A 13,574-nucleotide genomic window follows, 5' to 3' on the forward strand; every position below is an offset into this window, starting at 1 on the left:
AAAATGAGCGGGGAAATCAGCCTTCCAGAACGGCGAGAATCTCGTTCTCAGCCATGACCAGCAGGTCTTCGCCGTCGACTTTCACAGTGTTGCTGCCGGAGTAAGGACCGAATACAACCTTGTCACCGACTTTAACGGCCAGCGCACGTACTTCACCGTTTTCCAGAGTCTTGCCTGGGCCTGCAGCGACGATCACACCGTGGTTGGCTTTTTCAGCAGCCGAACCTGGCAGAACGATACCGCCAGCGGTTTTCTTTTCTTCTTCGCTGCGACGGATAACGACGCGGTCGTGCAGAGGACGAAGCTTGCTCATTGTCGATCTCTCCTAATTGTGTTTTTCATCGGCCGGTGTCAGTACCGGCAGGTTAAATCCGGCGGGGCCGGTCGCGGTTCGCTGGGCGAAACGCGGAAGTCTGTCTGGTGTCGCCACCAGAAACCTTGCGGTGACCGTTACATAAGGGCGCATCAGCTTATTACAAGGGGCCGGCGATGAATTTTTTTGCGTCTGCCGGCCCTTAAAAACAACACAGCCCCCGAAGGGGCCGCGCCAGTGAAGCGGTTATTTGCTGTCGCGATGCTCGAACTCACCTTCGATCACATCACCTTCTCGCCCCAACGGCTGGCGCGGAGCCGGGCCGCCACGGGGTTGCAGGTCATCGGCGAACGCCCGTTGGCGAATCGCAGCCTCTTCGGCGCGCTGGCGCATCTTGCCCGCCAGCAGCTTGCGGGTGAACGGCAGCAACATGACCAGGCCGAGCACATCGCTGATGAAGCCTGGCAGGATCAACAGGCCACCGGCCAGAGCCATCATCAGCCCTTCGAGCATGGTTTGTGCCGGCAATTCGCCGCGATTCAGGCTTTCACGGGCACGCAGCGCCGTGGCCAGACCGGCGACGCGCAGCACCAGAACGCCGAGCATCGAGCCGAGAATGATCAGCAGCAGTGCCGGGAAAAACCCGATCGCACCACTGACTTTTACGAATACGAACAGCTCCAACACCGGGAACAGCAGAAAGAGCAATAAAAAAGGGCGCATCAAATGGTTTCCTCAACGCAAGATTGCCTTGCCAGTCCACCTTAGATGACGTCGCCATTTCGTGAATTCAAGCTTCAGCGACGCTTTTTTTCGGCCAGACCTCAGCATGAGCCAAGGAAACCAGGGCCTCGCGCACTTGTGTCGGCGTGTTGCAAGACTCGGCGAACGGCAACCAGTGCAGCGCATGCCCTATGCGCAGGTGCATGCCTTCGCTGTCGATCCCGGCCAGTTGCGCCGGCTCGTGGGTGGGCAAACCGGCCAACCCGACGTAATGGGCGATGGCCTTGGTGTGGTCGGCGTTCATGTGCTCGACCATGCTGCGCTCGGCCGGGCCGGCGAACGGGTTGGCCAGGGTCAACCGGTCAAGCCAGTGAATCGCGCCAAAGCCGCCGATATAGCGGTGACGTACCGGCTTGAGTACCCAGAAGTCGAAGTCGTGGGCCTGGTGATAGTTGGCCGATTCGGGGAAGTAGCGGTAATAGCGTTCGGCGGCCGCTTCAATCGCGGTGGCATCGTGCAATTGCTCGGCTTCGGCCAGGTAGGTCAGGCGCCCCACTGCCTGCACGTCATCCGCTTCACGCTCACCGACCAGCAGCGAGCACTTGGGGTCTTTCTGCAGGTTATGGGTGTGTTGGGCAATCCGGCTGATCAGGATCAGCGGCCGGCCTTGCTCGTCCAGGCAATACGGCACGACCGAACCGAAGGGAAAACCGGGCATGGCTTTGGACAATGTGGAGAGGGCTCCACGGTATTCCTTGAGCAACAGCTCTCGGGCGTTCTTGGCAACGTGCGCGCTCAACGTATGACTCCTCGGGAATTCAGTCGCCCATAGCGTATGGGAATGGATCTCAAGCCAAGGTAATCAATATCCGCGCAGGTTGCCAGCGGGCACGAAGCGGATTACCAGGCCACGCCAAACCCTGCGGTGTAGCGGGTCTTGCTCAAGCTGCTTTCCGAGTCGCCGCTGATCACGTCACGCTCGGCCTTGAGATTGAGCGACGCCCACTCGGTGACCTTGTAGCGCAGGCCCATTTCCGCATCGAGGGCATACTCGGCCGGCCCGCCGATAGGCTTGCCCAACTCGCCGGAGGTGAAGAATTCAACTGTCTTGCCGATCAGGTAGCGGTTGTAGTCCCACTTCATGGCCAGGGAATAGAAGTTGTCCTTGCCGCCATCGAAATATTCGTAATCGGTGCGGTTGACCAACGAACCCAGGGAGAACGCGCCGAGCTCATCGTCCCAGAATTGGTAGCCCGGGCCGGTGCCGACAGTGCGTTGGCGGGACAGGTCTTCGACCCTGTCGCGCTTATAGGTCAAGCGGCCCTGCCAGAACCAGTGCTCGGTGATGAAGCGGTCGAGGTCGTATTCCAGGGACCAGTTGTCGGTGGTGGTGACGTCGTCCTGGAACTCGCGGTTGTACTCGCCCTGCCCGGTGTGGCGCCATTGGCCGTGGCGGGCGGAGGTCTTGAAGTCGATGTCGTAGTCGTTGGTGTCCTTCTCGGCGCGCTTGTAGTCCAGCGCCATGTCGACATTGCCTTTCCACACCAGGTCTTCGATCACCGGCGTGGGCTTGATGATCTGCTGGATGCTGGCCAGTTCCACGGTCTTGGGCGCTTCGCCGTTGGCCAGCACCACTTTGCCATCCGCCGCAGCCTGCAAGGATTTGGCTTTCTCACCGGTGTAGGCATCCTGCTTGACCAACAACTCCTGATCGCTTTCCAGGGTTTTCACCTGCTTCCAATCCACCGGGATAGCCCCCGCATAGTCGGTCTGGATCAGCAGCTTGCCACCGTCGAAGAGCTTGATCTTGCCGGACAGGCGGTCACCGTTCTTTAACCAGACGGTGTCGGCGAGCAAGGGGGTGGAAGCGCTGAAAACAGCAAGGCACAGCAAGGTTCTGGACAACATAAGCAGATAAGGGGCTCAGGATTGGCGAAATAGGGGCGTTATCGTGTTAGATAGCTAGGACTGACTCAATGAATTGTGTTGAGTTCAGTTCTCATCTGCATATTTACAGACGTTTCTTACAAGAAACCGACGATCTGAACGGATATATCCACCGTGAAGCAACCCGCCGAAGCCCCGCAAAGCCCTGCCGAGATGCGCCGCACCGCGCTGTACCTAACGCTGGCGCAAATCCCCGAAGGTTGCGTGGTGAGTTACGGCGAACTGGCCCACCTCGCCGGGCTGGGGCGCGCGGCGCGCTGGGTCGGGCGCACCCTGAGCCAACTGCCCGACGATACCCGCTTGCCCTGGCACCGCGTGCTGGGGGCCGGCGGTCGGATAAGCCTGCCGACGGGCAGCGCCTCAGGCGACGAACAACGTGCGCGTTTACGCAACGAAGGTGTCGCTATCCTGAACAATCGCGTGGATATTCAGCGTCATGGCTGGCGCCCGGTAGAGCACAGCGGTTAGAGTGCGCGCTTTGTTTCCGTGAATCTGAGGCAGACTCCAGCCCATGCCCCGTAAAACCTGGCGCGCCGCGCTCGCCGCCTATGCCAGCCCCTCGACGTTAGTGCTGTTGTTGCTCGGCTTTGCCGCCGGCTTGCCTTACATGTTGGTGTTCTCGACGCTTTCGGTATGGTTGCGTGAGGCCGGTGTGGCCCGCGAGACCATCGGCTATGCGAGCCTGATCGGTTTGGCGTATGCCTTCAAATGGGTGTGGTCGCCATTGCTCGACCAATGGCGCCTGCCGCTGCTGGGCAAACTCGGACGTCGTCGCTCCTGGCTGGTGCTGGCCCAATCGCTGGTGATCCTCGGATTGATCGGCATGGGCTTCTGCGACCCGCAGAAACACTTGTCCTGGCTGATCGCTATTGCGGTGATCGTCGCCTTCGCTTCGGCTACCCAGGATATTGCAGTCGATGCCTATCGCCTGGAAATCGCCGATGACAGCCGTCAGGCTGCCCTGGCCGCCAGCTATATGTCCGGTTACCGCATCGCCGCCCTGCTCGCCACGGCCGGCGCGCTGTTTTTTGCCGAAGGTTTCGGCTCTACCGGTTTCAACTATAAACACTCGGCGTGGACCGGCACCTATGTGCTGTTCGGCGTGCTAATGATTCCGGCGCTGCTGACCACCCTGTTCATGCGCGAGCCCAATGTGCCACTGCGCACCCAGTTGCAGGCCGGACGCTACAGTTTCGTGCATCAGTTGGTGTCGGTGTTTGTGCTGATCGTGCTGTTGGTGTCGGTGCCGGCGACGTTCACCCAGTTGTACAACACCGATTTCGCCAGCGTGCTGTTCCACGGTGTCAGCCTGTGGGAACTGTTAATGGAAGACCGCGCCTTCCTACGCGCCATCCTCTATATCACCCTGACAACATTGTGTCTGTCGGCCATGGGCCGCCGAGGCCTGGCGCCGGTGCTGACGCCGGTCAACGACTTCATCCTGCGCTACCGCTGGCAGGCACTGCTGCTGCTCGGGCTGATCGCCACCTATCGCATGTCCGATACGGTGATGGGCGTGATGGCCAACGTGTTCTATATCGACCAGGGCTTCACCAAGGACCAGATTGCCGGGGTCAGCAAGATCTTCGGCCTGATAATGACCCTGGTCGGCGCCGGCATGGGTGGCCTGTTGATTGTGCGCTTCGGCATCCTCCCGATCCTGTTCATCGGCGGCATCGCCTCGGCCGGCACCAACCTGCTGTTCGTGATGCTCGCCGACATTGGCCCGGACCTGCAGATGCTGATCTTCACCATCTCCCTGGACAACTTCAGCTCAGGCCTTGCCACCTCGGCGTTTGTCGCCTACCTGTCGAGCCTGACCAACCTCAAGTTCTCCGCCACCCAATACGCGCTGCTGAGTTCGATCATGCTGTTGCTGCCGCGCCTGATCGGCGGGTATTCGGGGGTGATGGTGGAGAAGTTCGGTTATCACAACTTCTTCCTGATCACCTGCATGCTGGGTGTGCCGACCTTGCTGCTGATTGCGCTGCACTGGTATCAAGAGAATCGGCGGATTCGCTTGAATCCGCCGGCAGAAGACTGACAGAGCCTCCCCTTGTAGCTGTAGCGGGCTTGCTCGCGAAGAAGTCACAGACACCGCGTTTACCCCGGTTTCCCGCGTCATCGTTGACGATCTTCGCGAGCAAGCTCGCTCCTACAAACAGCTCTGCGTCCTGATGCCTGTACGGCGGCAGTTTGCGCCCGTACAATCCCAAGTCACTTCAAGTCCAAGCAACCGACAACGGCCTACCATGCGTACCAGTCAATATTTGCTCGCCACACTGAAAGAAACGCCTTCCGACGCGGTTGTGATCAGCCATCAGCTGATGCTGCGCGCCGGTATGATCCGCAAGCTGGCTTCTGGCCTGTACACCTGGCTGCCCATGGGCCTGAAGGTGATGCGCAAGGTCGAAGCCATCGTTCGCGAAGAAATGAACGCTGCCGGTTCTCTGGAAGTGTTGATGCCGAGCACCCAACCGGCCGAGCTGTGGCAGGAATCCGGGCGCTGGGAAGAGTATGGCCCTGAATTGCTGCGCTTCAAGGACCGTCATGGCCGCGACTTCTGCGCTGGCCCGACCCATGAAGAAGTGATCACCGACCTGATGCGCAACGAGTTGAGCAGCTATAAACAGCTGCCCCTCAACCTGTATCAGATCCAGACCAAGTTCCGTGATGAGATCCGCCCACGCTTCGGCCTGATGCGCGGCCGCGAGTTCATCATGAAGGACGCGTATTCGTTCCACGCCGACCAGGCGTCCTTGCAGGTCACCTATGACCGCATGCACACCGCCTACTGCAACGTGTTCACGCGCCTGGGCCTGAAATTCCGCCCGGTTGAAGCGGACAACGGCTCCATCGGCGGCGCCGGCTCCCACGAGTTCCACGTACTGGCCGAGTCCGGCGAAGACGATATCGTGTTCAGCAACGGTTCCGACTACGCGGCGAACATCGAGAAAGCCGAAGCCGTGCCACGGGAAACCGCCCGTCCAGCCCCGGCTGAAGAACTGCGCCTGGTGGACACCCCGGACACCAAGACCATCGCGGCCCTGGTGGAAAAATTCAATCTGCCGATTGAAAAGACCATCAAGACCCTGATCGTTCACGCCGAGGAAGCCGGCAAGCTGATCGCCCTGGTGATCCGTGGCGACCACGAGCTCAACGAAATCAAGGCCGCCCAGCAACCGGGCGTGGCCAGCCCGCTGGTCATGGCCTCCGATGCCGAACTGCGCGACGCCATTGGCGCCGGTGCTGGCTCCCTGGGCCCGCTGAACCTGCCGCTGCCGATCATCATCGACCGCTCGGTCGAGCTGATGAGCGACTTCGGTATCGGCGCGAACATCGACGACAAGCACTACTTCGGCGTGAACTGGGAACGCGACTTGCCGGTGCCGACCGTGGCCGACCTGCGTAACGTGGTCGCCGGCGACCCGAGCCCGGATGGCAAGGGCACCCTGGAAATCAAGCGCGGCATTGAAGTCGGGCACATCTTCCAGCTGGGCAACAAGTACAGCAAGGCGATGAAGTGCGAAGTGCTGGGCGAAAACGGCAAGCCGATCACCCTCGAAATGGGTTGCTACGGCATTGGCGTATCGCGCGTGGTTGCCGCTGCCATCGAGCAGAACAACGACGAGAAAGGCATTATCTGGAGTGACGCCCTGGCGCCGTTCCAGGTGGCCCTGGTGCCGCTGCGCTATGAAACCGAGCAAGTCCGTGAAGCCACCGACAAACTGTATGCCGAACTGACGGCCGCCGGTTTCGAAGTGTTGCTGGACGACCGCGACAAGAAAACCAGCCCGGGCATCAAGTTCGCCGACATGGAGCTGATTGGCATCCCGCACCGGATCGTGGTCAGTGACCGTGGCCTGGCCGATGGCAATCTGGAATACAAGAGCCGGACCGAAGCCGAAGCCCAACCGTTGCCGGTGGCTGACGTGCTGTCTTTCCTTCAGGCGCGTATTCGTCGCTGAAAACCAGATCAAGAGAAGTCATGTTCAAGCGAAACACCAGAGCCCTGGGGGGCGCCGCCTTGTGCGGCGCCCTGCTGGTCAGCGGCTGCGCCAACCAGATGTCGCAACGCAGTGAGCACGAGGAGCGGGTCGAGCGTAAGTTGCTCGACCACAGCCTGCAGATCGATGTAGGCGAACCCAAAGTGCTGGAGCTGCCGCAACGCCTGGTTCGCATTCACGAGCAGAAGACCTTCGAGGTCACCGAATTCGAAGTCACCCGTCGTTACGACCGCTACACCCCCTACCAACCCTGGCGCAAACTCTATGAGATGCCGCTGGGCGCGGTCGCTTTGGTGGCCGGCGCGGGCGCCAACGTGGCGAATATCTTCGCCCTCGGCAACCTGCCGACCAGCATGACCCACGATTGGCTGAGCTACGGCATCGACGGCATCAACCCGTTCATGAACGTGCAATCCCATGGGCGTGCGCAACAGAACCTGGCGGGTATCGATGAAGTCCAGCGCGACAAGCGCGTGGAGTATTCGAGCCTGCCCTGGAGCGAACGCCCGGTGCAGGTCACCGCTGGCAGGCAAGTGTATGAAATGACCACCGACCGCAACGGCGTACTGCGCCTGAACCTGTTGGACAGCCCGTTTGCCGAGCAGGATCTGAACCGCATCAGCACCTTGAAGATCAGCGTGGAAGATGGCCAGGACGACGTACATTCGGACTCGACCCTGGCGGTGAGCCACACACTGCGCGGCAAGTTGCTCGAAGCCCACGGCCTGATCTACGACGACCTGGAAGACGACGAAGTCAGCCAGTGGGTCCACCGGGTCAAGCGCCTGTCGGAGTTGGGCCTGGAGGAAGAAGCCAGCGAACTGGAGCAGAGCCTGATCGAACTGACCCACAATGATCCGGAGTTGCAGCAGGAATTCCTGCAAGCGCTGACCAAGGACGCGGGGCGACTCGTCGCAGATCCTGGCGCACGCTGATCCCTCGAAAACGCTGTAGATCTAAATGTGGGAGGGGGCTTGCCCCCGATAGCGGTGACACATTCAACACCTTAGTTGACTGACACACCGCTATCGGGAGCAAGTCGAATCGTCGCACCGCCCCTCACACATTTGGTTTCCGGGCTCTACCAGGAGAGTTCGAGTTGTTCGTTGCCACTGCTCAGGTCGAGCAACCGCACCCCAATCCCTAGCAACCGCACCGGCTTGCCACCGCGATTGAACGCCTGGGTCATCAGCTGTTGATAACTTTCCAGGTCCCGCCCTGCCCCCGCCTGCTCCAGGGTCGTCTGGGTAAAGTCATGAAACTTCACCTTCACGAACGGCTTCCCCGCGCGGTAACTGCTGTCGATGCGCGCGATGCGTCCAGCCAGGGTTTCCATCAGTTCAGGCAGTTTCGCCAGGCAACTTGAAAGATCTGGCAGGTCCACATCGTAGGTATTTTCCACACTGATCGATTGCCGACGACTGTCGTTCTGCACCTCGCGCTCATCTATCCCACGCGCCAGGCTCCACAGTCGCTCGCCAAAACTGCCGAATTCGCGCACCAGCGCCAGCTTGTTCCATTCGCGCAACTGCAGGCAGTCTTCGATCCCCAGGCGCGCCAGCTTGTCGGCGGTCACCTTGCCCACGCCGTGCAGCTTTTTCACTGGCAATATCGACACAAAGTCTTCGACCTGGTCCGGGGTGATCACAAACAGGCCGTTGGGTTTCTTCCAATCACTGGCGATCTTGGCCAGAAACTTGTTGGGCGCCACACCGGCGGACACGGTGATATGCAACTGATTGGAGACCCGGCGGCGGATGTCCTGGGCAATACGCGTGGCGCTGCCGCCAAAATGCGGGCTGTCGGAAACATCCAGGTAAGCCTCATCCAGGGAAAGCGGCTCGATCAGGTCGGTATAGTCGCGAAAGATGCCGTGGATTTCCTTCGACGCTTCCTTATAGGCATCCATGCGCGGCTTGACGATGGTCAGGTCAGGGCAGAGCTTCAAGGCATGGCGTGATGACATCGCCGAACGCACCCCATAGGCCCGCGCTTCGTAGTTGCAGGTTGCGATCACCCCGCGCCGATCCGCCGAGCCGCCGACGGCCAGCGGTTTTTGCGCCAGGCTCGGGTCATCGCGCATCTCGATGGCGGCGTAGAAGCAATCACAGTCGACGTGGATGATTTTGCGCTGCGTCATATATAAGAAGGGGAGCAATCCAACGGATGGGCAGTATCGCACTCACCCCTGTATATAGCACCAGTAGTTTGAATCTTCCGCTTGAGCGGTAGGAAAATTCTCAGATGAATTTATTTTCTCAATCGAATTTAAGCTGCCAATAGAGCTGAAACCCTCGGCCAGACTGGCCCCGAAGGCTAAACCTGGCTCTGATGGAGAGCTAACCGATTGAAGCACAAGCGCTTTTCTTCGATTCATAGGTTGACACCCCTGCGCTGCGCTGTAGAATGCCGACACACAGACGCGGGATGGAGCAGTCTGGTAGCTCGTCGGGCTCATAACCCGAAGGTCGTCGGTTCAAATCCGGCTCCCGCAACCAGTTTTAAGTACACGTCAAACACCGCCACGACCTCACCGTCGCGGCGGTGTTTTCGTTTGTGCTGATTTTAATGACTGCGACTGAGGGCGCTGGCCGCGCCCGGTTTCAGCTCGATTGCTTGATAAAAATCAACGTTGTGTGCAGCCTTTGGTTGGTAACGTTTACCCGGATGGGCAAGCATCGGAATTCACCTGCCGCAACGGATGAAATAACGCGCCCGCGTGTGCGTCTCGCGGCCTGACAGGTGCTGGTGTACGCCTCAATCGATCTTCACGCCTCCCCACTCAAGGATCGGATCATGACGGCCATCCCGAGTAACGATGCGAAGTGGTCTTGGCGGCGTGTCACAAGGATTGTTCTGATCCTGGTCATCGTCTTGGCAGCCGGTGCCGGTGGCGCCTGGTACTGGTGGCAAAGCCAGCAAGGCAAGTTGCCCGAGGGCATTGTCTCCGGGAACGGCCGCATCGAATCCGACCAAATCGACATCGCCGCGAAGCTGGCCGGACGCGTGCGCGAGGTGCTGGCCCGGGAAGGCGACCTCGTCACCGAAGGCCAGGTGCTCGCCCGCCTCGATACCACGGAGTTGCAAGCGCAACGCGCCAAATATGCCGCCGACGTGGCTTCCGAGGAGGCCTCGATGCTCGAGGCAAAGGCGACCGTCGTGCAACGGCAGGCAGAACTGACCCTCAAGGAAGCAAAGCTGCGCCGCGCCCTCAAGCTGATCGTCACCGGGGCGATCAGTGAGGACAACCGCGATGAGGCGCAGGGCGAACGCGATTCTGCGCGCGCCGTTCTCGACGCCGCGCAGCGGACTGTGACCGCGCGCGAGCGTTCGGTGGTGGCCGCACAAGCCCTGGTTAATCAGACCGACGCCCAGATCGCCGACACCATTCTTGTGGCGCCCGTGCAAGGGCGTGTTCTGTATCGTCTCGTCAACCCCGGGGAAGTCGTTTCGGCGGGCGGAAAGGTGCTGACGATCATCGACCTGTCCGAAATCTACATGGAGATTTATCTCCCCTCCGAACAGGCCATGCGCGTAACGATCGGGTCGGCCGCACGAATCGTGTTCGACGGTGCCGACTTCGCCGTGCCGGCCAAAGTGAGTTTCGTGTCGCCGGACGCGCAGTTCACGCCCAAGCAGGTCGAGACGCGCAGCGAACGCGACAAGCTTATGTTCCGGGTCAAGCTGCGCATTCCGCCGAGCCTCATCGCGCGCCACCTCAACCAAGTGAAAACGGGCACCCGCGGCATCGGCTATGTGCGCCTCGATCCGAACCCGCCCAATTGGCCGGACACCCTGCAAAAGCGCATTCAGGCCGATCCTGTCGACACTGAGGATTGATAATGGAGACTCGCGCAGCGCTGATTGCCGAGGTTTCCAACGCGAGCCATGTCTATGGCAAGGTTCTAGCGCTCGACAATGTCTCGCTCGCACTGCCGAGCGGCCAGATGACGGGCATCATCGGCCCTGACGCCGCCGGCAAGTCCACGCTGCTCGGCCTGATCGCCGGTGCGCGGAAGATGCAGACCGGATCGGTCGAGGTCCTCGGCGGCAGCATGAGCAATGCCCGGCACCGCCGCTCTGTCTGCACACGCATTGCCTATATGCCGCAAGGGCTCGGCAAAAACCTCTATCAGGAAATCAGCGTCCGCGAGAACCTGGCCTTCTTCGCCACCCTCTTCGGCCTGTCCGCATCGGAACGTGACGCACGCACCCGGCGCCTGGCGGCGGCGATCGGCTTACTCGCGTTTCTCGAGCGGCCGGCCGGAAAGCTGTCGGGCGGCATGAAGCAAAAGCTCGGCCTGTGCTGCGCGCTCATTCACGACCCCGACCTGCTCATTCTCGATGAGCCGACGACCGGCGTCGATCCGTTGTCGCGTCGACAGTTCTGGGACCTGATCAGCGAACTGCGGCGCGAGCGGCCGACGATGAGTGTCGTCATCTCCACCGCCTATATGGACGAGGCCGGCCAATGCGACTGGCTCATCGCGATGGATCACGCCCGCGTGCTTGCCTGCGGCACTGCGGATGAACTGCGCGAGAAGACTGGCCAACAAGACATCGAAGCGGTGTTTGCCGCCCTGCAGCCGGGGCAAAAATCGACGGCGCAGCGCTTCGTCATTCCGCCGCGCCAACCAGGCAGCGAGGCGCCGGTCATTGTCGCGAGGAATCTGACACGCCGTTTCGGCAGTTTCACCGCGGTCGATAACGTCAGCTTCGCCATCGAGCGCGGAGAAATCTTCGGCTTCCTCGGTTCGAACGGCAGCGGCAAGACCACCACCATGAAGATGCTGACCGGACTCCTGGCGCCGAGCGAGGGAGAGGCCGAGGTCTGCGGCAAACCTGTCGATGCCAACGACCTGTCGGTCCGCCAGCGCGTCGGCTTCATGTCGCAATCGTTCTCGCTCTATGGCGAACTCACCGTGCGGCAAAACCTGCGTCTTCATGCGCGCCTTTTTCATCTGGCCGCGGACCACGCTAACGCGCGTATCGCCCAGCTCATGGTCGATGTCGGCCTTGTCGACTATGCCGACACCGAAGCGAACTCGCTGCCGCTCGGCGTGCGACAGCGCCTCTCGCTGGCCGTGGGGATCGTTCACGACCCCGAGCTGCTGATCCTTGACGAGCCGACCTCGGGCGTCGATCCGCTGGCACGCGATGAGTTCTGGCGCTTGCTCGGCGATCTCTCGCGAACCCGCAATGTCACGATCTTCGTCTCCACGCATTTCATGAGCGAAGCCATGCGCTGCGACCGCATCTCATTGATGCACGCAGGTCGTGTCCTCGTCTGCGACACACCGCAAAACGTCATTACCGCCAAGGGCAGCGCGAATCTCGAAGAGGCGTTCATCGCCTATATCGAGGATGCCGAGCCCGCTGCGCCCGCGCCCTCCGTGGCGGATGCCGAGGCGCAGACCCAGCGCGAGGCAGCGGCGTTGTCGCCCAGCCGCTCGACCTTCATGCCGCTGCGCCGCCTCCTGGCCTTTACCAAGTGCGAGACGTTGTCGCTTATGCGCGATCCGGTGCGGCTCGCCTTCGCCTTCCTCGGCTCCTTCATCATGCTGTTGATCTTCGGCTTCGGCGTCTCCAGCGATGTGACCAACCTCACCTATGCGGCGTTCGACCACGACGACACGCCGGAGAGCAGAGCCTATCTCGCCAACTACTCGAGCTCCCGATATTTCACCGAAAAGACGCCGATCCACAGCGCCGACGAAATGCAAAGGCGCCTGAAGTCGAACGACATCACGCTGGCCATCGAAATCCCACCTGGCTTCGGGCGCCTGGTAAAGCGCGACTCGGATTGGCAGGTATCGGCCTGGATCGACGGCGCCAACACCTCGCGCGCCGCCACCATCGAGGGTTACGTCGAGTCGGCGCACAACCTCTTCGCCGAAGAGAGAAAGCGCCAGTCCAGCGACGTAGCGAGCAAGAAACCGACGACCAGCATCGTGATCCGCAACCGTTACAACCCGACGGCCGAGAGCATTTATGCGATCGGGCCGGCCGTGCCGGCGATGCTGCTCATGATGTTTCTCGCCATTCTCACAGCCGTCAGCGTTGCCCGTGAAAAGGAGATCGGCACGATCACGAACTTCTACGCCACGCCCACGACGCGCCTGGAGTTCCTGATCGGCAAACAACTGCCCTATATTGGCGTCGGCATGATCAATTTCTTCATCATGACCGTGACCGTGCGGTTCCTCTTCGATGTTCCGCTCAAGGGCGACGGCCTCACGCTGACCCTGGGCGCGCTGTTCTATGTGGCGGCGGCCACCGGCTATGGGCTGTTCATCTCGACGTTCACCTCAAGCCAGGTCGCAGCGGTGTTCGCCGGAGCGGTGCTGTCGATGCTGCCGACCATGCAGTTCTCCGGCATGCTGCAGCCCGTCTCGACGCTGGAGGGCGGCGCGCGCCTCATGGGGTACCTCTGGCCGACGAGCTATTACATGCACATGAGTGTCGGTGCGTTCACCAAGGGGCTTGGCTTCACCGACATGGTGACCGACCTGCTCGCGCTGAGCCTGTTTTGCCCGGCCTTCTTATTGCTGTCCGCGCTGCTCCTGCGCAAACAGGAGAAATAA

At 60.8% G+C, this 13,574-nt stretch carries 11 protein-coding genes and 1 tRNA gene; 7 read left to right on the forward strand and 5 right to left on the reverse strand.

Annotation, left to right across the window (positions count from 1 at the left end):
• Positions 1 to 16: 16 nt before the first annotated feature.
• The 4 genes from RGV59_RS30390 to RGV59_RS30405 form a co-directional block, all read right to left on the reverse strand.
• A complete protein-coding gene (locus tag RGV59_RS30390; RefSeq protein ID WP_017846112.1) occupies positions 17 to 313 on the reverse strand; it encodes a co-chaperone GroES in 297 nt (98 codons plus the stop codon).
• Positions 314 to 559: 246 nt separating this feature from the next.
• Entirely contained in the window at positions 560 to 1,036 is a 477-nt protein-coding gene (locus tag RGV59_RS30395) for an FxsA family protein (protein WP_017846113.1), read from the reverse strand.
• A gap of 67 nt (positions 1,037 to 1,103) precedes the next feature.
• A complete protein-coding gene (locus RGV59_RS30400; RefSeq protein ID WP_017846114.1) occupies positions 1,104 to 1,835 on the reverse strand; it encodes a HugZ family protein in 732 nt (243 codons plus the stop codon).
• A 101-nt stretch (positions 1,836 to 1,936) separates the two neighbouring features.
• Positions 1,937 to 2,944 (reverse strand): DUF481 domain-containing protein, encoded by a 1,008-nt coding sequence (locus RGV59_RS30405; RefSeq protein ID WP_017846115.1) that lies wholly within the window; start codon positions 2,942 to 2,944, stop codon positions 1,937 to 1,939.
• Positions 2,945 to 3,136: 192 nt separating this feature from the next.
• Here RGV59_RS30405 and RGV59_RS30410 point away from each other — a divergent pair, with 192 nt between their 5' ends.
• The 4 genes from RGV59_RS30410 to RGV59_RS30425 all read left to right on the forward strand — a co-directional run bounded on the left by RGV59_RS30410 (position 3,137) and on the right by RGV59_RS30425 (position 7,925).
• Positions 3,137 to 3,451 (forward strand): MGMT family protein, encoded by a 315-nt coding sequence (locus RGV59_RS30410; protein WP_219730840.1) that lies wholly within the window; start codon positions 3,137 to 3,139, stop codon positions 3,449 to 3,451.
• 43 nt (positions 3,452 to 3,494) lie between these two features.
• Positions 3,495 to 5,027 (forward strand): AmpG family muropeptide MFS transporter, encoded by a 1,533-nt coding sequence (locus tag RGV59_RS30415; RefSeq protein ID WP_017846117.1) that lies wholly within the window; start codon positions 3,495 to 3,497, stop codon positions 5,025 to 5,027.
• Positions 5,028 to 5,235: 208 nt separating this feature from the next.
• Complete coding sequence (locus RGV59_RS30420) at positions 5,236 to 6,951, forward strand: proline--tRNA ligase (protein ID WP_017846118.1); 1,716 nt, start codon at positions 5,236 to 5,238, stop codon at positions 6,949 to 6,951.
• Positions 6,952 to 6,971: 20 nt separating this feature from the next.
• On the forward strand, positions 6,972 to 7,925 hold the full coding sequence (locus tag RGV59_RS30425; RefSeq protein WP_017846119.1) for a hypothetical protein: 954 nt from the start codon (positions 6,972 to 6,974) through the stop codon (positions 7,923 to 7,925).
• Positions 7,926 to 8,071: 146 nt separating this feature from the next.
• Here RGV59_RS30425 and dinB read toward each other — a convergent pair whose 3' ends face one another.
• Complete coding sequence (dinB, locus tag RGV59_RS30430; protein ID WP_046382209.1) at positions 8,072 to 9,130, reverse strand: DNA polymerase IV; 1,059 nt, start codon at positions 9,128 to 9,130, stop codon at positions 8,072 to 8,074.
• 281 nt (positions 9,131 to 9,411) lie between these two features.
• Here dinB and RGV59_RS30435 point away from each other — a divergent pair.
• From RGV59_RS30435 to rbbA, 3 genes are all read left to right on the forward strand, one after another.
• Positions 9,412 to 9,488: transfer RNA gene (locus tag RGV59_RS30435), tRNA-Met, on the forward strand.
• Positions 9,489 to 9,786: 298 nt separating this feature from the next.
• Positions 9,787 to 10,830, forward strand: a complete 1,044-nt coding sequence (locus RGV59_RS30440; protein WP_046490009.1) for an HlyD family secretion protein — start codon at positions 9,787 to 9,789, stop codon at positions 10,828 to 10,830.
• Positions 10,831 to 10,832: 2 nt separating this feature from the next.
• Entirely contained in the window at positions 10,833 to 13,574 is a 2,742-nt protein-coding gene (gene rbbA, locus RGV59_RS30445) for a ribosome-associated ATPase/putative transporter RbbA (RefSeq protein ID WP_126585446.1), read from the forward strand.

The organism is Pseudomonas sp. FG1 (assembly GCF_034313875.1).
GTDB classification, from domain to species: Bacteria; Pseudomonadota; Gammaproteobacteria; order Pseudomonadales; family Pseudomonadaceae; genus Aquipseudomonas; species Aquipseudomonas veronii.

Bases quoted from the DNA above. Each gene is read 5' to 3' on its own strand.
- RGV59_RS30390 (WP_017846112.1), bottom strand. From the start codon at position 313: ATGAGCAAGCTTCGTCCTCTGCACGACCGCGTCGTTATCCGTCGCAGC.
- RGV59_RS30395 (WP_017846113.1), bottom strand. From the start codon at position 1,036: ATGCGCCCTTTTTTATTGCTCTTTCTGCTGTTCCCGGTGTTGGAGCTG.
- RGV59_RS30405 (WP_017846115.1), bottom strand. From the start codon at position 2,944: ATGTTGTCCAGAACCTTGCTGTGCCTTGCTGTTTTCAGCGCTTCCACC.
- RGV59_RS30410 (WP_219730840.1), top strand. From the start codon at position 3,137: ATGCGCCGCACCGCGCTGTACCTAACGCTGGCGCAAATCCCCGAAGGT.
- RGV59_RS30415 (WP_017846117.1), top strand. From the start codon at position 3,495: ATGCCCCGTAAAACCTGGCGCGCCGCGCTCGCCGCCTATGCCAGCCCC.
- RGV59_RS30420 (WP_017846118.1), top strand. From the start codon at position 5,236: ATGCGTACCAGTCAATATTTGCTCGCCACACTGAAAGAAACGCCTTCC.
- RGV59_RS30425 (WP_017846119.1), top strand. From the start codon at position 6,972: ATGTTCAAGCGAAACACCAGAGCCCTGGGGGGCGCCGCCTTGTGCGGC.
- dinB (WP_046382209.1), bottom strand. From the start codon at position 9,130: ATGACGCAGCGCAAAATCATCCACGTCGACTGTGATTGCTTCTACGCC.
- RGV59_RS30440 (WP_046490009.1), top strand. From the start codon at position 9,787: ATGACGGCCATCCCGAGTAACGATGCGAAGTGGTCTTGGCGGCGTGTC.
- rbbA (WP_126585446.1), top strand. From the start codon at position 10,833: ATGGAGACTCGCGCAGCGCTGATTGCCGAGGTTTCCAACGCGAGCCAT.